The 24,282-nt window shown below is 62.3% G+C and carries 21 protein-coding genes and 1 riboswitch; of the genes, 11 read left to right on the top strand and 10 right to left on the bottom strand.

What is annotated here, in order from left to right:
* Positions 1-41: 41 nt before the first annotated feature.
* The 3 genes from ABCW43_RS07270 to ABCW43_RS07260 form a co-directional block, all read right to left on the bottom strand.
* A complete protein-coding gene (locus tag ABCW43_RS07270; protein WP_345922765.1) occupies positions 42-560 on the bottom strand; it encodes a plant virulence effector HPE1-like domain-containing protein in 519 nt (172 codons plus the stop codon).
* Positions 561-661: 101 nt separating this feature from the next.
* Positions 662-1,933, bottom strand: coding sequence for a phosphoribosylamine--glycine ligase (gene purD / locus ABCW43_RS07265; RefSeq protein WP_345922764.1), 1,272 nt, complete (start codon positions 1,931-1,933; stop codon positions 662-664).
* A 146-nt stretch (positions 1,934-2,079) separates the two neighbouring features.
* Positions 2,080-2,289, bottom strand: a complete 210-nt coding sequence (locus ABCW43_RS07260) for a hypothetical protein (RefSeq protein ID WP_105402038.1) — start codon at positions 2,287-2,289, stop codon at positions 2,080-2,082.
* A 227-nt stretch (positions 2,290-2,516) separates the two neighbouring features.
* Between ABCW43_RS07260 and ABCW43_RS07255 the strand changes: the two genes are divergently transcribed.
* The 4 genes from ABCW43_RS07255 (at position 2,517) to ubiA (ending at position 8,241) form a co-directional block, all read left to right on the top strand.
* Positions 2,517-4,829: a Tex family protein gene (locus ABCW43_RS07255; protein WP_345922763.1), complete on the top strand. Its 2,313-nt coding sequence runs from the start codon at positions 2,517-2,519 to the stop codon at positions 4,827-4,829.
* A 170-nt stretch (positions 4,830-4,999) separates the two neighbouring features.
* Positions 5,000-6,256 (top strand): cyclopropane fatty acid synthase, encoded by a 1,257-nt coding sequence (locus ABCW43_RS07250; protein ID WP_345922762.1) that lies wholly within the window; start codon positions 5,000-5,002, stop codon positions 6,254-6,256.
* Between the two features lie 100 nt (positions 6,257-6,356).
* Positions 6,357-7,166, top strand: a complete 810-nt coding sequence (locus tag ABCW43_RS07245) for a MipA/OmpV family protein (protein ID WP_345922761.1) — start codon at positions 6,357-6,359, stop codon at positions 7,164-7,166.
* 124 nt (positions 7,167-7,290) lie between these two features.
* Positions 7,291-8,241, top strand: a complete 951-nt coding sequence (gene ubiA, locus ABCW43_RS07240) for a 4-hydroxybenzoate octaprenyltransferase (RefSeq protein ID WP_345922760.1) — start codon at positions 7,291-7,293, stop codon at positions 8,239-8,241.
* 80 nt (positions 8,242-8,321) lie between these two features.
* Here the strand turns inward: ubiA and ABCW43_RS07235 are convergent, their stop codons facing one another.
* The gene (locus tag ABCW43_RS07235) at positions 8,322-8,888 is read right to left on the bottom strand and encodes a DUF6101 family protein (RefSeq protein ID WP_345922759.1); all 567 of its coding nucleotides are present in this window, start codon (positions 8,886-8,888) and stop codon (positions 8,322-8,324) included.
* 304 nt (positions 8,889-9,192) lie between these two features.
* Between ABCW43_RS07235 and ABCW43_RS07230 the strand changes: the two genes are divergently transcribed.
* Entirely contained in the window at positions 9,193-11,778 is a 2,586-nt protein-coding gene (locus ABCW43_RS07230; protein WP_345922758.1) for a DUF1217 domain-containing protein, read from the top strand.
* 15 nt (positions 11,779-11,793) lie between these two features.
* Here ABCW43_RS07230 and ABCW43_RS07225 read toward each other — a convergent pair whose 3' ends face one another.
* Genes ABCW43_RS07225 through ABCW43_RS07210 form a run of 4 tightly spaced genes read right to left on the bottom strand, consistent with a single transcriptional unit; the run spans position 11,794 to position 15,270 of the window.
* A complete protein-coding gene (locus tag ABCW43_RS07225) occupies positions 11,794-12,174 on the bottom strand; it encodes a winged helix-turn-helix domain-containing protein (protein ID WP_345922757.1) in 381 nt (126 codons plus the stop codon).
* Positions 12,171-13,616 (bottom strand): FAD-binding oxidoreductase, encoded by a 1,446-nt coding sequence (locus ABCW43_RS07220; RefSeq protein ID WP_345922756.1) that lies wholly within the window; start codon positions 13,614-13,616, stop codon positions 12,171-12,173. Before ABCW43_RS07220 ends, ABCW43_RS07225 begins: the two co-directional genes overlap by 4 nt.
* Positions 13,617-13,644: 28 nt before the next feature.
* On the bottom strand, positions 13,645-14,622 hold the full coding sequence (locus ABCW43_RS07215; protein WP_345922755.1) for an L-threonylcarbamoyladenylate synthase: 978 nt from the start codon (positions 14,620-14,622) through the stop codon (positions 13,645-13,647).
* A 33-nt stretch (positions 14,623-14,655) separates the two neighbouring features.
* Complete coding sequence (locus tag ABCW43_RS07210) at positions 14,656-15,270, bottom strand: DUF6656 family protein (RefSeq protein WP_345922754.1); 615 nt, start codon at positions 15,268-15,270, stop codon at positions 14,656-14,658.
* 165 nt (positions 15,271-15,435) lie between these two features.
* Positions 15,436-15,667: riboswitch (cobalamin riboswitch) on the top strand.
* Positions 15,668-15,767: 100 nt separating this feature from the next.
* On the opposite strand from ABCW43_RS07210, the gene ABCW43_RS07205 reads away from it, so the two are divergent.
* From ABCW43_RS07205 to ABCW43_RS07195, 3 genes are all read left to right on the top strand, one after another.
* Complete coding sequence (locus ABCW43_RS07205) at positions 15,768-17,012, top strand: aromatic ring-hydroxylating oxygenase subunit alpha (protein WP_345922753.1); 1,245 nt, start codon at positions 15,768-15,770, stop codon at positions 17,010-17,012.
* 99 nt (positions 17,013-17,111) lie between these two features.
* Positions 17,112-17,534 (top strand): BA14K family protein, encoded by a 423-nt coding sequence (locus ABCW43_RS07200; protein WP_345922752.1) that lies wholly within the window; start codon positions 17,112-17,114, stop codon positions 17,532-17,534.
* Positions 17,535-17,724: 190 nt separating this feature from the next.
* A complete protein-coding gene (locus ABCW43_RS07195) occupies positions 17,725-18,177 on the top strand; it encodes a BA14K family protein (protein WP_345922751.1) in 453 nt (150 codons plus the stop codon).
* Positions 18,178-18,243: 66 nt separating this feature from the next.
* On the opposite strand, the gene ABCW43_RS07190 is transcribed toward ABCW43_RS07195, so the two are convergent.
* Positions 18,244-19,239: a transporter gene (locus ABCW43_RS07190; protein ID WP_345922750.1), complete on the bottom strand. Its 996-nt coding sequence runs from the start codon at positions 19,237-19,239 to the stop codon at positions 18,244-18,246.
* Positions 19,240-19,528: 289 nt separating this feature from the next.
* On the opposite strand from ABCW43_RS07190, the gene ABCW43_RS07185 reads away from it, so the two are divergent.
* The 3 genes from ABCW43_RS07185 to ABCW43_RS07175 all read left to right on the top strand — a co-directional run bounded on the left by ABCW43_RS07185 (position 19,529) and on the right by ABCW43_RS07175 (position 22,550).
* The gene (locus tag ABCW43_RS07185) at positions 19,529-21,322 is read left to right on the top strand and encodes an acyl-CoA dehydrogenase (protein WP_345922749.1); all 1,794 of its coding nucleotides are present in this window, start codon (positions 19,529-19,531) and stop codon (positions 21,320-21,322) included.
* Positions 21,323-21,333: 11 nt separating this feature from the next.
* Positions 21,334-22,092 (top strand): crotonase/enoyl-CoA hydratase family protein, encoded by a 759-nt coding sequence (locus tag ABCW43_RS07180; RefSeq protein WP_345922748.1) that lies wholly within the window; start codon positions 21,334-21,336, stop codon positions 22,090-22,092.
* An 83-nt stretch (positions 22,093-22,175) separates the two neighbouring features.
* On the top strand, positions 22,176-22,550 hold the full coding sequence (locus tag ABCW43_RS07175) for a hypothetical protein (RefSeq protein ID WP_345922747.1): 375 nt from the start codon (positions 22,176-22,178) through the stop codon (positions 22,548-22,550).
* A gap of 39 nt (positions 22,551-22,589) precedes the next feature.
* On the opposite strand, the gene ABCW43_RS07170 is transcribed toward ABCW43_RS07175, so the two are convergent.
* Positions 22,590-24,164 (bottom strand): peroxidase family protein, encoded by a 1,575-nt coding sequence (locus ABCW43_RS07170; RefSeq protein WP_345922746.1) that lies wholly within the window; start codon positions 24,162-24,164, stop codon positions 22,590-22,592.
* Positions 24,165-24,282: the final 118 nt, after the last annotated feature.

Here is a 24,282-nt window from a genome sequence, read left to right as displayed (position 1 = left end):
AGAAGCACTTTCTGCTATGTAGATATAATGATTTTCTAAACTTAGTACCGATTGGTACGCAGCTCGAACATGTCGAGGGCCAGCGGCTTCGGCGCGAGCGAAGCCTCGGCAATTCCGACCGACGCGTCACCGATTGTCTTCACGGCACTGGTCATGGCGTCGGTATCGATGCCGTCACTCGGTGCTTCGGCGGCGACGATCTGCGTCTGGGTCGAGCCGTTGGTCGTCGGGTGAAGCTCGGCGATCGCCTTTTCCTCGGCCATCCATTGGGGCAGCTTGCTGACATGGACCACCGGCGAGCCGCCGAGCCAGGCTTCGGTGCGCGCCAGCTTCTTCTGACCGTTGATCTCGATGATTTCCGTCTTCTGGGTGCCTGCCGGCAGATCGGGAACCTTATAGGCCGCCTCGTCGGATTGCGGCGCCACGGCGACCGGGCAGCCTGCGCAGGTCTTGGTGACGATACTGACGCCTGGCTGGTGCGCGCTGTTGATCACCGTGATCGACGACGCGAAAGCGGAACCGCTTGCAAACACCAGAGCTGTAGCCAGAACGAGACGCATGATCGGGAATCCTTCTTGAGGTCCCCAATGTTTACCGCCGCTTCGTTTCCATCCCGTCTGGATAATCGGTAAATTTTGAATGAACTTGGCGTTTCCGACACTCAGCTCTTTTCGCGTGCTACCGCCTGCCAGCCGATATCACGGCGGCAGAAGCCGTTTTCCCATTCGACCTGGTCCACGAGCTTGTAGGCGCGCGCCTGCGCATCCGCGACGGTCCCGGCTGTCGCCGTAACGTTCAGCACGCGGCCGCCGGTTGCGACGAGTTGGCCGTCCTTGAGAGCCGTCCCGGCGTGGAAGATCTTCCCGCCGGCAGCATCCTCCGGCAAGTGGGCGATCGGGGTACCCTTGTCATAGGCGCCCGGATAACCCTTGGAGGCCATCACCACGGTCAGCGCCACGTCGTCGCTCCACTCAGCGGAAACCTGGTCGAGCGTCTCGGTCGCTGCCGCATGCAGCAGGTCGAGCAGGTCGCTCTTCAGCCGCATCATCAGCACCTGGCATTCGGGATCGCCGAAACGGACATTGTATTCGATCAGTTCCGGACCCTTGGCGGTGATCATCAGGCCCGCGAAGAACACCCCGGTAAAGGGATGCCCACTTTCGGCCATGCCGCGGATGGTCGGCTCGATGATCTCCTTCATGGTGCGCGCGACCATGTCCGGCGTCATTACCGGAGCGGGCGAATAGGCGCCCATGCCGCCGGTATTCGGGCCGGTATCGCCGTCGCCGACCCGCTTGTGGTCCTGGGCTGTCGCCAGCGCCAGCGCCGTCTTGCCGTCGGACAGGCAGAAGAAGCTCGCTTCCTCGCCGTCGAGATAGGCCTCCACCACCACTTCGGTACCGGCCGATCCGAAGGCGCCGTCGAAGCAGTCGTCGATCGCCGCAAGTGCCTCGTCGAGCACCATGGCGACGGTGACGCCCTTGCCGGCGGCAAGCCCGTCCGCCTTCACGACGATCGGTGCACCCTGTTCGCGCACATAGGCCTTGGCCTCGGCCGCATCGGTGAAGCGGCGATAGGCGCCGGTCGGGATATCGTAGCGGGCGCAGAGGTCCTTGGTGAAACCCTTCGAGCCTTCGAGCTGGGCTGCGGCTGCGGAAGGACCGAAGGTCGCAATGCCCTTGGCGCGGAGATGGTCCGCAAGCCCGGCCACCAGCGGCGCTTCCGGCCCAACGACGACGAGGTCGATCGCCTTGTCGAGGCAGAAGGCCGCGACGGCGGCGTGGTCGTCGATATCGAGCGATACGAGTTCGGCATGATCGGCGATGCCGGGATTGCCGGGGGCGGCGTAGAGTTTGCCGAGTTTCGCGGACTGGGCGAGTTTCCAGGCGAGCGCGTGCTCGCGTCCACCCGAACCGATCAAGAGAACCTTCATGTCCTGCCCTCGCCTGCGCTGAAAACCTTGGCCTTGCGCGGCGGTTAAGGGGAGGGGAGGCAAAGGTCAAGGCCCAAGACTCAGGTGGCCTCCCATCTTGTGGCCATCATGGCGTTTCGATGGGAGGCCGTTGCGTTCGATAAAGGTCAGAATTCACCGCGCCGGTTCTTGGCGCCACGTCGGATGTCCAGTGTCGTCTGGAAGATCACCCTGTTCCGGTAAGCGAGGAAAGGCACCGGTTCGTTCCGAAGAGACGCATCGTTCAGCTTCTGTTCGAGATAGGAAATGGCAGCCTCGAGCTCTTCACTGGCAACCGCCGTGTCAAATGCCAGAATCCTGGCGGCATTTTTGGGCATTCGTTTCTCCATTCGGCCGCATCATGCGGCGGCATGGGTTTTAGTTGCCTCTCGCCGGAGGTGAGAGTGCGTTCATTCTTTTCCACAGGGCCTTGGTTAGCAATCGGTCACCCGGTGTTTCGTTCCGGCACGGTTCGCCTGAAGCAAATTGTGGAACCGCCAATCGCCACGTTGCCTTGCCACAAACTTCGACTATGGTCGCGCCTCCCATTTGAACGAGGACGCCCATGGCCGCCGATCTCCGTTTCCTTGCCGCCGCGATTGCCGCGGAAATCAATGCCCGCCCCGAACAGGCCGCCGCCGCGATCGGGCTGATCGACGAAGGCGCGACCGTGCCGTTCATCGCGCGCTACCGCAAGGAAGTGACCGGCGGCCTGGACGACACGCAGCTCCGCAACCTGTCGGAACGCCTGGTCTATCTGCGCGAGCTAGAGGCACGCCGCTCGACCATCGTCGATTCGATCAATTCGCAGGGCAAGATGACCGACGAGCTTGCCGCAAAGATTGGCAAGGCGACGACAAAGGCCGAACTGGAGGATCTTTATCTCCCCTATAAGCCGAAGCGCCGCACCCGCGCCGAGATCGCCCGCGAGCGCGGCCTCGGCCCCCTCGCCGAAGCGATCTGGGCCGACCGCAGCGCCGATCCGGCGAAGCTGGCCGAAGCCTATATCAAGGATGAAGTCGCAGACGTGAAGGCAGCGCTCGAAGGCGCCCGCGATATCGTCGCCGAGACGTTCTCCGAAAATGCTGACCTGCTTGGCCGGTTGCGCCAGCATATGCGCAATGGCGCGACGCTGAAGGCCAAGGTGGTCGACGGCAAGCAGGAGGCCGGCGCAAAATTCTCCGACTACTTCGATCATTCCGAGCGCTGGGCGACGGCTCCCGGCCACCGCGCGCTCGCCATGCTGCGCGGCTGGAACGAGGAGTTCCTGACGCTGACGATCGAGGTCGATCAAGACGACCCGTCACCGGTAAAACCCGCCCAGCGCATCATCGCGCTCGCCTTCGACATCCGTGACCGGGGCGCCGCCGACCGCTGGCTGATGGAAGCCGCCGGCTGGACCTGGCGGGTCAAGCTCTCGGTCTCGCTGTCGCTGGACCTGATGCGCGAACTTCGCGAGCGCGCCGAGGAGGAGGCGATCCATGTGTTCGCCCGCAACCTCAAGGACCTGTTGCTTGCCGCACCCGCCGGTTCCCGCCCCACGATGGGGCTCGACCCGGGCATCCGCACCGGCGTCAAGGTGGCGATCGTCGATGCCACCGGCAAGCTGCTGGAAACCACGACCGTCTACCCGTTCCCGCCGAAGAACGACATCCGCGGCACCCAGGCCGAGCTCGCGTCGCTGATCCGCAAACACAATGTCGAGCTGATCGCCATCGGCAACGGCACCGGCAGCCGCGAGACGGAAAAACTGGTCGCCGACATGCTGGCGAACATGCCGGCGCTTCCCTCGGGAGCGAAGCCGACCAAGGTCATCGTCTCGGAAGCCGGCGCTTCGGTCTATTCGGCGTCCGAAACCGCCGCTCTCGAATTCCCCGGTCTCGATGTGTCGTTGCGCGGCGCCGTCTCCATCGCCCGCCGCCTGCAGGATCCGCTGGCGGAACTGGTCAAGATCGAACCGAAATCGATCGGCGTCGGCCAGTATCAGCACGATGTTGATCAGGGAAAACTCTCCCGTTCGCTCGATGCGGTGGTCGAGGATGCGGTGAACGCCGTCGGCGTCGATTTGAACATGGCGTCCGCGCCGCTGCTCGCCCGTGTCTCAGGCCTCAGCCGCTCGATTGCCGAGGCAATCGTCGCCCACCGCGACCAGAATGGTGCATTTTCGAGCCGCAGGGACCTCCTGAAGGTCGCCCGCCTCGGCAACCGCACCTTCGAACAGGCGGCCGGCTTCCTGCGCATTCCGAACGGCAAGGAGCCGCTCGATGCTTCGGCGGTCCATCCGGAAGCCTATGGCGTCGCCAAGAAGATCGTCGCTGCCTGCGGTCGCGACCTGCGCTCGCTGATGGGGGACAGCGCAGCCTTGAAGGCGCTCGACCCGAAGCGGTTCATCGACGAGACCTTCGGCCTGCCGACCGTCAAGGACATCATCGCCGAGCTGGAAAAGCCCGGCCGCGACCCTCGCCCGAGCTTCAAGACCGCTACCTTCGCCGACGGCGTGGACGAGATCACCGACCTGAAGCCGGGCATGATGCTCGAAGGCACGGTCACCAATGTGGCCGCCTTCGGCGCTTTCGTTGATATCGGCGTGCACCAGGACGGGTTGGTCCATGTTTCGCAGCTCGCCGACCGCTTCATCAAGGATCCGCATGAGGTCGTGAAGGCCGGCGACGTGGTCAAGGTCCGCGTCGTCGAGGTCGATGTGAAGCGCAAGAGGATAGCGCTGACCATGCGCAAGGACGGCGGCGAAGCGGCGCCCGCTCCACGCGGCGCCGATCGCGACTCCAGGCCGGTCAATCCTAAAATGATGAAAACCGAAAAAAACGCATCGCAGGGCGCTTTCGGTGCGGCACTCGCAGAAGCTTTAAAACGCAGGTAAGTTTCGCGGGCTTCGGAAAAATATCAATCACAGCGTGCGGGTCGTCAGACAAAGGTTTGACGGCCTGTTTTTTTATGTCATTTTCATGGCGGCAATGTGCTTGAAACTCGCACAAGAACGACTAGATTTTGGATTAGTAAGGCATCCTTAGTATTATTGGAGGTGGGTCCGTGGCCTCGTCCCTTCACAATCTTCTCAGCAGAATCATCAAGACCGGAACTTTAATCGTGCGCGGCTCAGGAGGTGAGCAACGTTACGGCGGCGGCGGCGGACGATCCGTTTCGATACGGTTTATCGACGAAGCCGCCGAACGTGAACTGGTGGCTGATCCTCCCTTGAAGCTCGGCGAGCTCTACATGGATGGCCGTATCGTCATCGATGACGGCGACATCTACGAGTTCCTGGCCCTGATCAAGGATAATACGCTCAGCGAAGGCCTGACCTTCGGCATGATCTGGCGCGGCATCGCCCGCGTGCTGGTTTCCCAGTTCCGCAACCGTGTGCCGATCAACCACAATCGGCGCAACGTCGCCCATCATTACGATCTCAACGAAAAGCTGTTCTCGCTCTTCCTTGACGAAGACTGGCAATATTCCTGTGCCTATTTCAATCCGCCGGGCATTTCGCTCGACGAGGCGCAGATCGCCAAGAAGCGCCATATCGTCGCCAAGCTCCTTGCCGAGCCCGGCCAGAAGGCGCTGGAGATCGGTTCCGGCTGGGGCGGCATGGCCATGTATCTGTCGGAATCCTCCGGCGTCGACGTGACCGGCATCACGCTCTCGACCGCGCAGCTCAAGATTTCGAACCAACGCGCGGCCAAGCGCGGTCTTGCCAACAGCGTTCGCTTCGAGCTGCAGGACTATTATTACCTGCCGCCGGACAAGCGTTACGACCGCATCGTGTCCGTCGGCATGTTCGAGCATGTCGGCCGGCTGAATTATCCAAAATTCTTCGGCAAGGTGAACGACGTGCTCGCCGATGACGGCGTCATGGTGCTGCATTCGATCGGCCAGCCTTATCCGGCTCTGATCAACAATCCCTGGATCGAGAAATACATCTTCCCCGGCGGTTATATCCCGGCGATCTCGGAAGTGATGCCGGCGATCGAGCAGGCGGGCCTGCTTGTCTCCGACATCGAAATCCTGCCGATGCATTACGCCCACACGCTACGGCACTGGCGCGAGCGCTTCATAGCCAACAAGGACAAGGCGGCGGCGCTTTACGACGAACGTTTCGTGCGCATGTGGGAATTCTACCTGGCCGGTTCGGAAATGGCCTTCACCCATGAGAGCTTCTTCATCTTCCAGATGCAGATCGTCAAGAAACGCACCGCCGTGCCCGATAACCGCGACTACATCTACGAGCGCGAAGCGGAACTCAGGGCCTTCGAACAGAGCCGCATCCCGCTCGACAAGGTCGCGGTGTAAGCTTTCGCGTGGTTAACAAGCTGGCAATGGAAATGCGATAATAGAACAGAAATCCCCAGTGGGATCTCTGTTCTGTTTTGCGTTTTCAGGATCCGTCGCCATGTCCTTGCCTCTTCGGGCTGCTCTTTTCATTTCCATCTTTTCGATTGTTTCTTCCGGCAGCGCCGCGGCTCAGGAAGGTTTCTGGTCCGGCGACTGGTACCTGACGCTCGGCGGCGCCGGTTTCGTCGCGCCGAAATTCGAAGGCGACAACGGTCGCAGCCTGCAGTTTTCGCCGATCATCTCGCTCGGCCGCCAGAACGCCAAACAGGCACGCTTCTCGTCCCGCAACGACAGCATCTCCTTCGCGCTGATCGACCAGGGTTCAATCCGCGCCGGCGTGGCGGCCAAGCTGATCATGCCGCGCGACGGCGATACGTCCGACGACCTGAAGGGCCTGAAGAACGTCAAGCTCGGCGGCGAACTCGGCGGCTTCGTCGATATCTATCCGACCGATTGGATCCGCGCCCGTGCCGAAATCCGGCAGGGCATCCGCAGCCACGACGGCATAGTTGCAGACGTCTCGGTCGACGCTTTCACGGATCTCCAGCCGGACCTCCGGCTATCGGGCGGTCCGCGCGCGACCTGGGCGAGCAACGGCTACAACGATGCGTATTACAAGGTCACGCCGGCTCAGTCGGCGGCATCCGGCCTCTCCGCCTACGACCCCGGCGGCGGCTTGCATTCGGTTGGCGTCGGTGCGGCGCTGACCTGGAAGGCGACCGAGAAACTCGAACTCACCTCGTTCGCCGAATACAAGCGGCTGACCGGCGATGTCGCCGACAGCAGTCTCGTGCGCGAACGCGGTTCGAAAAACCAGCTGATGTTCGGCATGTCGGCAAGCTACAAATTCGGCTTCTCGCTGCCCTAAAGCGTGGCTCTTCCACGCCGTAAGGCGTGAGCGTGCTCACGACGGAAGCCGTGGGGCTTTCCGCCTCCGAAGGGCGACAAAGCGCCGGCTTGACCGCGATGTTCGGCCGGCGCTAGAACCGGCCATGACGAACGCCGACGATTTCAGCGGCCGCGTGGCCGACGCTCCATCCGACAACTGGGTCTACCGCGTTCTGCCGCGGCCGGCCTGGCCCTATGCGCAGCTTGCAAGGTGGGACCGGCCGATCGGTTGGCAGCTTCTGATGTGGCCGTGTTTCTGGTCCGCGGCGCTGGCGGCGAATGCTGCCAGGGACGAGGGCGCGTTTTCCCTCGGCCTCCTGCTTTTCCACCTCATGCTGTTCTTCTTGGGCTCGGTCGCCATGCGCGGCGCCGGCTGCACCTATAACGATCTCGTCGATCATGACATCGACATGGAAGTGGCGCGCACCCGCTCGCGGCCGCTGCCTTCCGGCCGCGTCTCCCGCTTCGAGGCGAAGGTCTTCATCGCCGTGCAGGCGTTGGTCGGCCTGCTCGTCCTCATCCAGTTCAACGCTTTCGCCATCCTGCTCGGCATCCTGTCGCTGGCAGTCGTGGCGATCTATCCGTTCGCCAAGCGGTTTACCGACTGGCCGCAATTTTTCCTCGGCCTCGCCTTTTCCTGGGGCGCGCTGATGGGCTGGGCTGCCACGTTCGGCAGCCTCTCCTGGGCCGCTATCTGGCTCTACGTGGCCGCCATCGCCTGGACGATCGGATACGACACGATCTATGCCCATCAGGACAAGGAGGACGACGAACTGATCGGGGTACGCTCGACCGCCCGTCTGTTCGGCGACAATACCAAGCCCTGGCTGATCGGCCTCTATGGGCTGACGCTGGTCTTCCTGTTGCTCGCTTTCGGATCGGCGGGCGTCGGGTTCCTTGCCTATCTCGGGCTTCTCGCCGCAGCGCTGATGTTCGGCTGGCAGGTTCTGGTCCTCGACATCGACAATGCCGACCAGTGCCTGCGGCTTTTCAAGTCCAACAACCGCGTCGGCGCGATCCTGTTTGCCGGCCTCCTCCTGTCGCTCGCCCTTTAATGGAAAAAGCCCGACCGCTTGAGGATCGGGCTCTCTCCCACCTTATCGCGCGGGCGGTGGACAAAGGGACAAGCAAAGCCCTACCGGCGCGCGATAATCTCCTTGCCTTCGATCTTCATCGTCACACCGAGGCTGCCGGTGGCGCGGCGGACCAGGAAGCGCGGACGACGGGCCGCGAAATAGGAGTGACGGCGGCGCTGCCTGACGGCGCTGGTGCGCACGTCGCCGATATGGTTTTCCAGCGGCCGGGCGATGCCGTCGGCTTCCACCATCAGCATCGGAATGCGGTAGGCGTCCGACCAGCTCCGCCAGTCGGCGGCGATGTCGCAGAGGTCGTGGGCGACGAGCAGCGGGATGCACAGATCCGGATCGTCGTGATGCAGTTCGAGTGTGACCGTCACTTCGCCGTCGCCATGGTCTATGGCGCGGGCCGCAACCCCTTTGAAGGCGCGGGCGGGCAGGGCGAAGGAGAGCGGCAGGCCGCTTGCGGGAAGGATCTTGCGCAGCACAGCGCCGCGTTCGTCGATGGTGATGGAGACATCTCCTGATGTCTCGCGCAGCGCATAGGTAACCTGCTGCGGGAAACGAGACGGATCGAGCCTGAATGTCGACCCTGCCCAGACGGGCTTCAGAACAGTGTTGGTCATCGATATGCTACCCTTGTTTTACCTGAGAGCCGTTGCCGGTTTCTCTACGGGACTTTTGTCCTCTGATAGCCAAAGCATAGGGCGGGCCATGTTCGAGACTGCTTAAAAATAGCGGTTAAAGAAGCCTTGCCTGCCTGGATGGTTAGCGAAAGGGCACGCTTTTGGGTTTCCGGAAGGTGAATCGCGGCATTCCTGTGCAGGCCTGGGACAATCCCGGCGTGACGCCGGAACGCCCAGAAAAGCCCCGGGCAAGGCTAGGTTGCGATGATTGCGGCAGCATCATTCCGACTCGTGGGGCCTTTCCGTGGTATCGACCTATCTCACCTTCGATCTTGTCAATCGCGACATGCAGAAAAGCCTCAAAACCATCGCTGGGCAGACGATGGTCGTCAACGATACGAAGTACTACCAGGAAAATATCGGCAAGATAAAAACGGTCGACGAATTCCTCGACAACTATCGGCTCTATTCCTATGCGATGCAGGCGCATGGCCTGGATGACATGATCTACGCCAAGGCGTTCATGAAGCAGGTGCTGGAAAGCGATCTCAGCGACGACAACAGTTTTGCGAACCGCCTGACCGACGATCGCTACCAGAATATCGCCGCAGCCTTCAATTTCGGCGTTTCCAACGGAGAAGGGGCCGCCGCCCAGTCCAATGGGCAGATGGAGGAACTCTTCGATACCTATGACCAGACGATCGCCGCCCAGAACGATACGCTCGAGGCCGACACCCGTTATTTCAAGGTGATGCTGGGCGAGACCGGCAATATCACCAATGTCGATCAGCTGCTGGCCAATCCGAGGCTCCGCGACTACCTGTTCACCGCCTATGGCATCGATACGAAATACTACAATTACAATGCGATCCGCGGCGTGCTGGTCAGCGATCCTGCCGACCCGACCAGCTTCTATAACACAGCCTACGGCAACACTCTCGACCAGCATAATGCGATGAAAACCGAGGACAGCGAGCTGGCCGAGCGGCTGAGCCTCAGCACCGGCATTCCCGCTCTGCAGGACTCGATCACGCTTGGCCAGCAGAAGAAGACCGATCTCGAAACCCAGATCGCCGCCAAGCAGGATGAGTTGAACAATGGCGGCCCGGCGACCCTCCAGGCCGAGATCGACGCTATGCAGGTGGAGCTGACCAAGACGGTAGAGGCGATCCAGAAGGACCAGGACACTCTTGCCACGTCACAGACACGCTATACGGAGCTGGATGGCCGGCTGGTGCCGCTCGCCCAGACGGCCGAGCGGCGCGCCGAACTTGCAAAGCTTATCGCCGCCGGAGCGTCCGATGCGCCCTATCTCGGCCTGATGAAATCGCTGGCCGAGGATTTTAACTTCAACGCGGACGGCTCGGTGCCGGCAGGCGGCGCGGTCACGCCGGAAAAGCTGCTGGAAATCGTCGGCGGCTTCTTCAACAAGCAGACCCGTGTCACCCATGCCGAGGCGATGTTCAACCAGGAGCTCTTCGAGCAGGAGCTCAAGACGGCGGACAATGTCAGCGACTTGATAGACGACCCGCGACTTCTCAAGTATATCCGGGTCGCCTTCAATCTCGACAAGGCCACGGTCGTGAAATCGACGATCGAGCAGATCCTGACGAGCGATCTCTCCGACCCCGACAGCTATGCGAACCGCTTCGGGGCTACCAATCCGGAATATCTGGAGCTGGCGAAGGCCTTCAATTTCAATACCGATGGCACCGTCGCCGCCGGCCAGGCCCAGGATGAATTGCAGACCAGCTCCACCCGCAGCAATTATATGAGCCGCTGGGACGACAAGCAGGAAGAGGATCTCCAAAAGACCATCAAGTTCTACAAACTCGACCTCACAGCCGTGAAGACGCTCGACGATCTCCTGAGCTCGGACGCCGAAGACTCCTTGGTTTTCGCGCTGGAAGCGGTCGGGCTAGACCCGGCGACCGTTTCGAAACTGACGATCAAAAATGCCCTGAAAAGCGATCTTTCCGATCCGAACAGCTATATTTACAAGCTGAAGGACGAACGCTTCCTCTCGCTCGCCAAGTTTTTCAACTTCGACACCAAAGGGGCCGTCACCCGGCAGGTGCTGCTCCAGTCCAATGCGGCGATCACCAACGTTGCCAAGGACTATATCCTGCGCCAAAGCCGGTTCATGGAAGGCGATGAACTCAAGGCGGCCAGGGAGAAAGCCCAGACCGAGGCGAAATATTATACCGACGCGATGCAGCGGATCGGCAGCCGCGACGAACTGCTCGCCGACCGCAAGGCGCTCGACATCCTGCTGATGTCCAAGGGAATAGACCCTTCGACGGTCACCGATGACTTCCTGAAGCAGGCCTTCAATTCGGATCCCGCCGATCCCAAGAGCTTCGTGAATACCCAGACGGACAAGCGGTTTGCGCAGATCGTCGGTACCTTCAATTTCGATTCCAACGGCGAGATCGACCGCAGCTCGGCAGGCGAGGCCCAGAACGGCGGCGAGGTCGTGGCGACCCAGGATCTTTACGTCCGCCAGATGCTCGAAACCCAGCAGGGCGAGGAAAACCCCGGTGTCCGGTTGGCGCTGTATTTCGAGCGCATGTCCGACAGCATCACCGACCCTTACGTGATCCTCGGCGACGAGGCGCTGATGGAATTCTTCCGCGTCACCTTCAGCCTGCCCGCCGAAATCGGCAACATGGATGTCGACCAGCAGGCCAAGATAGTGGAGAAAAAGCTGAACCTCGAAGACCTCGCCGATCCCGAAAAGGTGAGGAAATTGGTGCAGCGTTTCACGATCATGTACGATCTGGAAAACAGCCCCGTTACGGCATCGCCGGCGAGCATTCTGAGCGGCGGCGGCTCGGCAGGCATCAGCCCGGATACTCTATGGGCATTGTCCCAGATCAGGATGAGCTGAGGGCGGGCGATCCCGTCAGGTGTCGTCGCTCTTGTCGGCCGTTTCGAAGCTCGGATCGGTATTCGATTCCAGCCAGTCGAGGTCTGCGCGCATCGCGTCGCGGCTTGCCTTTTCCATCCGCCGGTAGCGGGACAGCAGTTCCTGGCCGAATGCGGTCAGACCCGCACCCCCGCCGCTTTTCCCGCCATGGCGGGTAAAGATCGACGGCTCCTTGAACATCCGGTTGATTTCGTCGCCAAGCAGCCATGCCCGCCGGTAGGACATGCCGATCGAGGCGCCCGCCGCCCGGATCGAGCCGTGTTCAGCAATCAGTTCCAGGAGCTGCGCCTTGCCCGGACCAAGCCGCACGCCGTTGTCGAGGTCGATCCGGATCGTGGTCTTCGACGGTTGGCTCATGGAATGGCCACCACCTTGCCGGGGTTCATGATGCCGGCCGGATCGAACGCCAGCTTGATGCGCCGCATCAGGTCCATCTCGATCGGCGAGCGGATATGGGCGAGTTCGTCGCGCTTCAACTGGCCGATGCCGTGTTCGGCCGAAATCGAACCGCCGGCGGCGAGCACGATGCCGTGGACGATCGCGTTGATTTCCCGCCAGCGGCCGATGAAGGCCGCCTTGTCGGCGGCCATGTCGGCGCTGAGAGGCTGCGAGATGTTGTAGTGGATGTTGCCGTCGCCAAGATGGCCGAAGGCGCACACCCGGGCGCCCGGCATGGCCGCCAGCACCGCCTGCTCGGCTTCTGCCATGAAGCTCGGGATTTTCGAGACGGGCACCGACACGTCGTGCTTGATCGAACCGCCCTCCGGTTTCTGGGCGTCCGACATGCTTTCGCGCATATGCCAGAGCGCCTTCTGCTGGGCGACGGAGGAGGCGATCACGGCGTCACGGATGAGGCCCGCCTCAAAGCCCTGTTCGAGCAGCGATTGCACCATGGACTCGGCTGTCTCGGCGGAATCCGAGGTCGAAATGTCGATCAGCGCGTACCACGGATGCGGCTCGGAGAGCGGATCGCGCACGCCCTCGATATGCCGGGTCACGAATTCGATGCCGATGCGCGGCATCAGCTCGAAACCGGTCAGCGCCGTGCCGCAGAGGTTCGAGGCCTGCTCGAAGAGTTTTAGCGCATCCGCCGGCGAGTTGAGGCCTGCAAGTGCGACCTGATGCCCGACCGGTTGGGGGAAAAGTTTCAGCACCGCGCCGGTGATGATGCCGAGCGTGCCTTCCGCGCCGATGAACAGGTCGCGCAGGTCGTAGCCGGTATTGTCCTTCTTGAGCCGGCGCAGGCCGTTCCAGATCTCGCCGGTCGGCAGCACCACTTCGAGCCCGAGGCAGAGCTGGCGGGTATTGCCGTAGGCGAGTACCGCTGTGCCGCCGGCATTGGTGGAGAGGTTGCCTCCGATGCGGCAGGACCCTTCGGAGCCAAGCGACAGCGGAAACAGCCGATCGACGGCTTCCGCCGCCTTCTGCACGTCCGCAAGGATGGCGCCGGCATCGGCGACCAGCACGTTTGCGACCGGATCGACGTCTCGGATGCGGTTCATCCGTTCGAGCGAGACGATCAGGTCGCTGCCACCGGCGCGTGGCGTCTGCCCCCCGACGAGGCCGGTATTGCCGGTTTGCGGCACGATCGGTGTGCCGGTTTCGCTCGCAAGTTTCAGGATCGCTGACACTTCCTCGACCGAGCCGGGCTTCAGGAGCATCGGCGAAGAACCCTTGTAGAGCCCACGGCCCTCGACGAGATGCGGCGCAAGATCGCTGGCATCGCGCAGCACGTGATTTTCGCCGACGATCGCGGCGAAGCGGTCGAGAAGTTCTGGTTGCGGCCCGGAAATGTCCATCAGCGTCTCCTCCTCTTTTGCCCCCGGCTTATTCCCGCGGGGCGGCCGCCCTCGCCAGCCGGTCGTTGATCGCCTCGCCGAGCCCGTGGTCGGGAATGGGCGTGACGGCGATGCTGGCGGCGCCGGTGGCGTCGGCGCGTTTCAGGTAATCGAACAGGTTTGCCGCCGCCTGCGCAAGGTCGCCGGACGGGCTCAGGTCAAAAACCGCTGCGGCGAGCTCCATTCCCTTTACCGGGGCCGAACCGAGCCGGATCAATGCTTCGCCCGCCTCGACATGGTCGGCGTTGAGCCTGACCGCAGCACCCGGCGCATAATGAGAGGCCAGCATGCCGGGAGCCTCGATGATCGCCGCCGGTCCCTCCAGCCGGATCACCGCAAGACCGGTCACCTTCTCGATCTCTTCCGCGGCTACCCCGCCCGGCCGCAGCAGCCTGATCACACCATCCTCGACGCGAACGATGGTCGATTCCACGCCGACCGGAGCCGCACCGCCGTCGATGATCAACGGCAGCTTGTCGCCCAGGTCGTCGGCGACGTGGGCCGCGCTGGTCGGGCTCACCTTGCCGGACGTATTGGCGCTGGGGGCCGCGAGCGGCTTGCCGAAGGCGCGGATGAGTTCGGAAGCGAAGCCCTTGGGAAGCCGGATGCCGACCGTATCGAGCCCGGCCGTCGCCAGCGCATGAATGCCGCTTTCCGGTCTCAGGGGAAGGATCAGGGTGAGGGGACCCGGCCAGAAGGCTCCGGCAAGCCTGCGCGAGATCGGATCGAAGACGGCATAGCGCTCGGCCATGTCGAGATCCGACATATGGCAGATCAGCGGGTTGAAGCGCGGCCGGCCCTTGGTCTCGTAAATGCGGGTGATCGCGGTGGGATTGGTGGCGTCGGCCGCAAGTCCGTAGACGGTCTCGGTCGGGATCGCCACGGGAAGTCCATCCGCAAGGACGGTGCAGGCTTGGGCAAGCGCGCCGTCATGATCCCGGGTGATGTCGATGATTTGAGCCGTCATATCCGCTCGTCAATAACGCGGCCCGGGGCGTCTTCAAAGCTTTTTGATGATCTCGCGAAGCATTTCGTTGGACGTGCCGAGCATCAGGACGTTCTTGATGGCTTCCATCGGATCGTTGGTCTGGAACAAAAGGCCGTTCTTGCGGATCGTGCGGTTGATCTGCAGCGGCTGGCCTGCCTCGCGTTCGACAGCGACGGCAAAATACATGCGTGAGTAGGCCGGGCTGATATGCTCGAAGAAGGTTTCTTCCTCGCCGATCTTGGAGAAGAAGTTGGCGATATAGAACGACCAGCTCACCGGGACGCCGCGCGGAAGAAACGTTCTTGCCGCCGTGACGTGGCAATAGCCCAGATGCGGCCGCTCATCGAGCGTGTGGTGAAAGATGATCTTCGGAAACTTGATCGAGCGGTGGAAGGAGTTGATCCGGTTGTGGCTCGTTTCCCCGGCGGCCTCGAGCCTTTTGCCCGTGCGCTCGGCGACTTCGCTATGGGTGAGATAGCGACGCTCTTCCGGCAGCCAGATCGGATTGTAGCGGGCGATGCGCCCTGTCCGGAGGAATTCGGAATGGGAGGCAGTCTTTACCACCACCGGCGCCGGAGGCGTTGGTGGCGGGGCTTTGTAATAACGGATCTTTCCCTTGGCCTGCACGATGGCATCGCTCCCATTCGAGCCGGGATTTTATGGCTTATCCCTTAATGACAGGTTTCGCTTTCGCGGGGCTGGAGTGTTGCATTCTGGGCCGTTTCGCCGCTGTCGCCAACACGGTTGCCGATGTCGCAATGTCGCCTATGCGACACGCTCGCTCGATGATTATATCCGCCTCGATCTTGAGGTGCCGCCTGACTAGGGAAGGCGGAGAATTGGGAAGCCGGCAGGGGGCTTTAGAAACCCTAATCCGGCGCTGCCCCCGCAACGGTGGTGGAGCAACAAGGCACGGCATGAGCCACTGGGAAAGAGCCGCAAGGGCCGCCCGGGAAGGCGCCGAGCCTGTCCCCCAAGGGACAAGCTCCTCAGCCCGGAAACCAGCCTCGGGACAAAAATGAAGACCGGACGCGGCGGGCGTTCGGGACAGGGTGTTGCGCGGGCTTTAGGGCCGGCCGGCATTTCCATGTCCTTCCGCTGTCCACATTGACGAGGAAGATGATATGGAAATTCGCAATCAGGCCCTGCGGCAGCTCAAGAACCGCCGCGAAGGCTTCAGCCTCGAACAGCCCTTCTATACCGATCCCGCCTATTTCAAGCTCGATCTGGACATGATCTGGTATCGCGACTGGCTGTTCGTCGGACATGATTGCGAGCTGCCCAAGGCCGGAGCCTATTTCACCCTGCAGATCGGCGATTACCCGGTCGTCGTCGTGCGTGGCCGCGACAACCAGATCCGGGCACTCCACAATACCTGCCGCCACCGCGGTAGCCGCGTCTGCACCAAGGAGCACGGCTCGGCGGTGCGGCTCGTCTGTCCCTACCATCAATGGACCTACGAGCTGGACGGCTCGCTTCTGGTCGGCCGCCAGATGGGGCAGGATTTCGACAAGGCCCAGTTCAGCATGAAGAAGGTCCATTGCGAGAGCGTCGCCGGCTATATCTTCATCTGCCTTGCCAACGAAGCCCCGGATTTCGCCCCGGTTCGCGCAGCGATCGAACCCTATATGGCCCCGCACCGCCTGTCTGAAGCCAAGGTCGCGCACCAGTCGACGATCATCGAGAAGGGCAACTGGAAGCTCGTCTGGGAAAACAACCGCGAATGTTACCATTGCGCCGCCAACCACCCGGAGCTCTGCCGCACCTATCCGGAATCGCCGACCGCGACCGGCGTCCAGGGCGCCAAGGACGATCCGGTCATCGCCGCCCATTGGCAGCGCTGCGAGGAGGCCGGTCTGCCGAGCGAGTTCCGCATGGACGAGACCGGCCAGTTCCGCGTCGCGCGCATGCCGCTGATCGAGGATGCCGAGAGCTATACGATGACCGGCCGCAACGCCGTGCAGCGCCAACTCTCCGACGACGTGACGATCAATTCGATCGGCACCATGCTGCTCTTCCATTATCCGAGCAGCTGGAACCACATTCTCGGCGACCACGCGATCTCGTTCCGCGTCACCCCGCTTGGGCCGGAGGAAACGGCGGTCACCACCAAATGGCTGGTTCACAAGGATGCGGTCGAGGGTGTCGACTACAATCTCGAAGAGCTGACGCATGTCTGGAACATGACCAACGACCAGGACCGCCAGATCGTCGAGGAAAATGCCTTCGGCATTCGCTCGCCGGCCTATGAGCCGGGTCCCTATTCGCCGCTCCACGAGGGCGGCGTCATGCAGTTCGTCGAATGGTATTCGAACTTCATGGTCAACCGGCTGCAGGGCGACCAGGCGCAACTCTCGATCGTCGCCTGATCGCCAAGTCGTGATCGGCACCGGGCTGCCCTGCCAGGAACGGAATCTGAGATCCGGCGTTGTTTTCTGATTGAAAATCAGAATGAGGAAACGCTCAAGATGAATGCTCTTCGTTTGCGCCTGACCGCCGCGGCGGTTGCCGTTGCGACGATTTTCGCCGGTGTCGTCCCTGTACAGGCCATTCAGATGCCGGCTGCCCCGTCAGGCATTTCGGCCGCCGGCGATATCACCAATGTCCAGTATCGTCGCGACTTCCGGCGTGACCGCTATGGCTGGTATCGCGGCCATCGCGGTTATCGCGATCGCCGGCCCGGCTACCGTTATTACAACGGGTTCTGGTTCCCGCTCGCCGCCTTCGGTGCCGGTGCCATCATCGGTGGTGCCATACAGGCAGACCGCGGCGGTTATTCGAGCCGTCACGTCGCCTGGTGTGAAAGCCGCTATCGCAGCTACCGGGCCTGGGACGATACCTATGCGCCGCGCGCCGGCGTGCGGGCACGCTGCATCTCGCCTTACAGGTAAGCAGGCATTGGTCATCTCGACGCCAAGCCCGGTCGCGGATATGCCGCGACCGGGCTTGCTGCGTGGCGGGGCACGTTAATTGCGCATTCAGGATGAACTTCCTAAGGTTGCGGCGAAACTGAAAATACGCTGCATATTGAAATATTGCCTGGCAAAATTGAAACATGGACAAGGGATCTGGGGACTTAACATGACTCTTTTGAAGAACATCGCGGTTGCGGGCATCTCCGTTGCCGTTCTCGCCGGCTCTCTGATGCCGGCTCAGGCGATGCCGCTGCCGTCCGCTCCGGCCGCCGGCGTCGAAACGGACGCCAATACCGGCGTCACCCTCGTGCAGTACCGCCGCCATGGCGGCGGCTGGTATCGTGGGCATCGCGGTTATCGCGACTACCGTCCGGGTTATCGCCGCCATAACGGCTATTGGTTCCCGCTGGCAGCATTCGGTGCCGGCGCCCTGATCGGCGGCGCCATCGCCGCTCAGCCGCGTTATGTCGAGCCCGCTCCGGCCTATGGCGGCGGCGACGATATCAATCCGCGCCATTACGAATGGTGCGCCGACCGTTACCGCTCCTACGACGCCTATTCGAACTCGTTCCAGCCGAACTACGGCCCGCGCCAGACGTGCTACTCGCCTTATTTCTAAGCGTCCGATAATCACTATCCCACCCGTCCGGTATCGAGCCCGGGCGGGTTTTCATTTGTTCAGCGGTCAGAGAATTCCGGTGCGCTTCAACAGCCACCAGGCGGCCAGCACCGAAACGCCGATCAGGCCGAAGGCATAGGCCGTCCCGCCGGAATTCCCCTCGAAGGGTAACGACGAGGTGTTCATTCCGAAAAAGCCGGTAACCAATGTCGGCGGCAGCAGGAAGGCGGTCATCAGCGACAGGATGTAGAGGTGCCGGTTGGTTTCGGAGGAGAGCTTCGAGTCGATTTCCTCGTGCAGCAGTCGGGCTCGTTCCTGTAGCGCGTAGACATCGTGGTCCGCCGCCTCCAGGCGACCGATCAACCGCGCGGCGGCGTCGTCGAAGCCGGGCAGCATCTCATCGTCGTCGGTCGCCGCGGCGCGCCGCAGCAGCGTCAGCACCGTCCTCAGGTGCCGGTGAAGCCTGACCACCGTTCGCCTGATCGGCGCAAGCCTGCGCCTCTCGTCGCGGGGCGTATTGTCGTAGACGAAATCCTCGATGATGTTCATCTCTTCGGTCAGCTCCATCACCAGCGCGATCAGCGTGCGCTGGAATTCCGCGACCAGGGTCTCGAACACGTCGATCGGCTTCATGTAGCGCGAGGCGTTCTTTTCGATCGCAGCCCGCACCCGGTCGATCGAACGCAGGGGCTGCAGGCGGGTGGTGATGATGATCCTGTCCGAGACGAAAAAATGCAGCCAGCCGATATTGCGTGTCTCGCTGTCGAATTCCCGCTGGAAATCGACCAGCGTGCCGTAGACGAGCTGTTCGTCGAGCGTCACGGCCGCGTGCGTGTCGTGGGTGGTGAGTGCGGCGATGGCCGGCGGTGTCAAGCCTGGAAAGTTCTCCAGGAAGGCGTTGACGCGGCTGTCAGCGAGGTTGAGATGCAGCCACAGGAAGCCGTCTGCGATCTCGAGATCGCTGCGCGCCGCATCGAGCGGCAACCGGGTACAGGGCGCCGATCCCGGATGGAAGCGATAGGCCCAGACGAGGCCTGGGACAGCGGGGTTCATGAGGGACATGGGCGAGGAATCCGAAAGCATAGGCATCACTCCATAGACCTCTTGTGTAACGCTGGTTTCAACAACATTGTCTAAAAGAACCCTGAAGCGGGAAAAGATAGGGAAGGTCTTCGGCTCGATCGAGGATGAGATATTTGTGGCCGTCAACCGGTCGCTTGCCGTGTTCTTTGGCTTGGCCTGAACATTGACAATCGCATTTACGTTTACGTAAAAAGCATGTGAGGAATGCCGACGGAGCAGAATCGGTTAAGTTGTGGCAGTGGCAACTGCGTCCGCGAGGAGGAGCATCATGTACAAGGCACCAGTCGAGGAGATCGCCTTCACCCTGAACCATGTGGCGGGCCTCTCGGACGCCCTTGAGGTCGGCAGGTTCGGTGATCTGAGCGCCGATCTGGTCGAGGCGATCCTGGAGGAGGCAGGACGGTTTGCCGGCAACGAGATGGCGCCGCTCGGCGAGATCGGCGATACGCAAGGTGCCCGTCTCGCAGATGGCAAGGTAAAAACGCCGGACGGCTGGCCGGAACTCTATCGTCACTGGCGGGAGGGTGGCTGGAACGGCCTGACCGCGCCGGAAGCCTATGGCGGACAGAACCTGCCGCATATGCTCAACGTCGCCGCGCTCGAAATGTGGAATTCCGCCTCCATGGCCTTCGCGCTTGCCCCGACGCTGACCATGGGCGCCATCGAGGCGCTGGTCGTCCACGGCAGCGATGCGCTCAAGGAAAAATACCTCGCAAAGATGGTGTCCGGCGAATGGACCGGCACCATGAACCTGACCGAGCCGCATGCCGGCTCCGATCTCGGTGTCCTGAAGACCCGCGCCGAGCGCAGCGACGACGGCACCTACCGCATTTTCGGCCAGAAGATCTTCATCACCTGGGGTGAACACGACGCCGCCGACAACATCATCCATCTCGTGCTGGCGCGGCTTCCCGACGCGCCTGCCGGCACCCGCGGCATCTCGCTTTTCCTGGTCCCCAAATTCCTGGTGGGTGATGACGGTTCGCTGGAAGCCCGCAACGACGTCTTCTGCCATTCGATCGAACACAAGCTCGGCATCCACGGTTCACCCACCTGCACGATGATCTATGGCGACGGCAAGTTCTCTCCCGGCAACGAGGATGACAAGGGCGCGATCGGCTGGCTGATCGGCGAGGAGAACAAGGGCCTCGCCTGCATGTTCACGATGATGAACAATGCGCGCCTGGCGGTCGGCATGCAGGGCGTGGCGATTGCCGAAGCCGCAACCCAGAAGGCGGTCGCCTTTGCCAAGGAACGCACCCAGGGCAAGGCGCCCGGCTGGTCGGGGGAGGGCATGAGCCCGATCATCGACCATCCGGACATCGCCCGCACCCTGATCACCATGAAGGCCCTGACGCAAGGCGCTCGCGCCATCTGCTACGCCTGCGCCCACGCGACCGATATGTCGCATCACACCGAAGGCGACGAGGCCCGCCACTGGACCGAACGGGCAGCGCTTCTCACGCCCATCGCCAAATCCTTCGCGACCGACGCCGGCGTCGACGTCGCGTCGCTCGGTATCCAGGTGCATGGCGGCATGGGCTTCATCGAGGAGACGGGCGCAGCCCGTTATCTGCGCGACGCCCGCATCGCGCCGATCTACGAGGGCACAAACGGCATCCAGGCGATCGACCTCGTGACCCGCAAGCTGCCGCTCTCCGCCGGCGACCAGGTGCGCGGCTTCATCGGGGAGCTGAAGGAGATCGCCGACAAGGTCTCGGCCTCCAACGATACGGCATTCGGCGAGACGGGCGACCGTCTGCGCGCCGCCATCGCCGCACTCGAAACCGCCACCGGCTGGCTGCTGGAAACGCAAGCCGCCGGCAGGATCGCCGATGCGCTTGCCGGCGCGACGCCCTATCAGCGCCTGTTCGGCCTGGTGCTGACCGGCTGTTACCTCGCCAAGGGCGCGCTTGTCGTCATCGACAATGGCGGCCCGGAAAAGCGCGTCGCGCTATGCCGCTTCATGGCCGAAAACCTGCTGGCCGAAACATCGGCCCTGAAGGACCGGGTCATCTCGGGCGCCGCGAGCCTTGAAGCTGCCCGCGCCATCCTGGCCTGAAGGAGATATCCGTGAGCGACAACCACGTCCTCGTCGAGCGTCCTGAGGCCCGGCCCGGCGTCATGGTCATCCGCTTCAACCGGCCGGAAAAGAAGAACGCCATCACCTCGGCCATGTACAACCGTATGACCGCGGCGCTCGAAGAGGCCAACGGCGATGACGCCATCCGCGCCGTCGCCTTCTTGGGCACCGAAGGTTGCTTCTCCGCCGGCAACGACATGGGCGATTTCCTGGTCTATGCGATGTCCGGATCGAAGGAGGCGCCGGCCGCCGCCGTCTTCATCAAGGCGCTGGCGCTGGCCGAAAAACCGCTGGTATCCGGTGTCGATGGCCTGGCGATCGGTATCGGCACCACCCTGAACATGCATTGCGATCTCACGGTCGCTTCCGCCCGCAGCCTGTTCAAGACGCCCTTCGTCGATCTGGCGCTGGTGCCGGAAGCCGCCTCCAGCCTGCTGGCGCCGAAGGTTATCGGTCACCAGCGCGCCTTTGCCATGCTGGTGGCGGGCGAGGGTTTTTCGGCGGCGGCCGCGCTCGATGCCGGACTGATCTGGAAGATCGTCGAGCCCGAGACGGTGGAGGCGGAGACGCTGGCGCTTGCCGTAAGCCTTGCGAAGAAGCCGCCGCAGGCCCTGAAGATCGCCCGCGACCTGGTGCGCGGCCCGCGCGACGCGGTGCTCGCCCGCATGGATGAGGAACTGGTGCATTTTTCCGCCCAGCTCAAAAGCGCCGAGGCGCGAGCCGCCTTCGAGGCTTTCATGCGGCGTTAACGGTGTCCCGTGGGAAACTCTGCTCCCGTCTTCTTTTGACGCAACTTCAGCGCTAGATTGCCTCCATAACCTGGGAGGAAAGAATGTCGTATCGTTTCTGGTCGTGCTTGCTCGTATTGCTTCTGGGAATAGCGCCGGCGCAGGCCGAGACGTTGGCATTCCCATTGCAGAGCCAGCCGCTGCAACTCGCGCAGAGCCCCTCCGTCACCATCGGCCCGAACGGCGTCATCATCCGCCGTGACGACGATCGTGATCGATATCGTGAGGGGGACCGGTATCGCGATCGTGACCGCGATAGGGATCGCCCCCGCCCGCAGCGTTATGTCTGCGTCGTCTCCCCGCCGCCGAGCATGGATCGCCGTCGTCCCTATGTCTGCAACGCCGAACCGGGCCGCGTCGGCGGCCGCTGCCGCTGCTCCGGCGTGGTGGGTAGCGGCACGCTCGATCTGGATCGGTAAGAGGCTCGGCGGTCACCCGCCAAGCCGTCGTCCCCCATTTCAGCCGATCGGGTTGATATCCCCCACGAAGCGTATCAGGTCGGCCATGGTGAAGTGGCCGGCAGTGGCCCCAGGTAGCTCCGGTTTCCAATTGGAACGCAGCCACAGGAACGATTCGTGGTCCCCGTGCACGAGGCCGAGGAACGTCTCGGCGACGATGGTCGATGCCATCGGCCCCAGGCGTTCGCCCTGGTGGTAGTGCTGCGCCTCCTTGAGCACGTAGTACCAGAGCGGCGTCTTGATGTGCAGACCGTGCCGCTCCGCAACTTCGCCATCCTCGCCCCTGGCGATCTGCTCCGGCGTCATCGGCGCGAGACCGATGGCCCGACAGACATCCTGGCCGGATGGCAGGCCGATCTGCACGCCGCGCCTCAGGTTGCGGAAGGCGAGATTGGCTTCGCGCTTCTCGGTCTCGGTCGGATCCTCCCGAAGTCCGGGAAGTGCATGAAGCGAAGGCGTGATGAACGGGTCCAGCCGCCGCGAGAAGTTGAAGGCAAAATCGGGATTGTCGGTTCCCTCGATATCGAAGAACCGCCGCCAGTCGATCGCCCAGTTGGACGGAAGGGCGACCTGCGGATTGAGCGGGAAATCCGAAGGATCCGGATCTAGTTCGCCGACGATCTTGCCCGACTTGCCGGTGAAGAAGAAGAGCAGCGGAAGCGTACCATTGGCAATCGCGCCGGGGCCGGGATGGAAGACGTGATTGTGGCTGTATGTCTCGCGCACCATCGAATGGCCGAGACGGTAGGCCGCCGCCGCAAACTCCGCGGGCATATAGGGCGTCTCGACGAACCGGTAGTAACGCCGGCCGGCATTTTTGATTTTGCGGACGAGCCCCGGCTCGGTCAGCCTTTCGATGAAGTCGAACAGCACGATCCACTGATAGTGCCAGGTGACGATGCGCCGCGCCTCCTTGAAAAGTGCGGTTCCATCCAGACCGGGTTGCTGCTCCTTGACCCAGTCGACGACGGCATTGTGGAACTTGATCATCAGCAGGTGTGTCTGCGCCACCAGAAGGTTTTCATCATTGCGTTCGTCGAAGATCAATGCGTGGCCGACCTGGTTGCGTGGCAGATCGTTCGGCAGGGACGGGATTTTCTTGCCCGGCACGTTGTCGGGAGATTCCGCCGCATGCCCGACCAGCAGCTTCGGGGTGATCCTGAAACTCACCGGATCGCGCTGGTAGAGATAGGGATGGATGCCCGGGCCGTCCCCGTAGAGTGAATCGAGATCGAGTGCCGGACTTCTGAAATTCCTGGTCGCCAGCGGATCAGCCTTCTGCTGATCGAGCGGCGTCGTGTCGAGCGTGATGTCGTGATCGACGAATTGGCCGAAATAGGTGAAGCCTGCCGGGATGTTCCTGTTGTCTCCCGCGGGATCGGGGTTTTTACCCGGATCCCCCGGCTCCTTCATCGCGCGGGCGAGTTCGATCAGGATATCGTCGTCGACATTGAGCGGATCCAGCTTCGGAAACATCCGCCCGAATTTGCCGGGATCCCCATGCCCGGTCAGAGACTGAAGCGTCTCCCAGTGCATGCCTCGGACGCCGTGTCCATGCATTGCGAATTCTGTCATGATTGCCCTCCTTCGAAGACCATCGCCGCTAATTATTCGCGGCTGATGGTTGCATCGAAAGATGCCACCTTAACCCTTGGATGCAAACCAATCGAATGCAATCAAGGATTGTGATGGC

This window comes from Neorhizobium tunisiense (genome assembly GCF_039631515.1).
Taxonomy (GTDB): Bacteria; Pseudomonadota; Alphaproteobacteria; order Rhizobiales; family Rhizobiaceae; genus Neorhizobium.
Note: the sequence above shows the minus strand (reverse complement) of the source record. Positions and strands in the feature narration are given on the sequence as shown.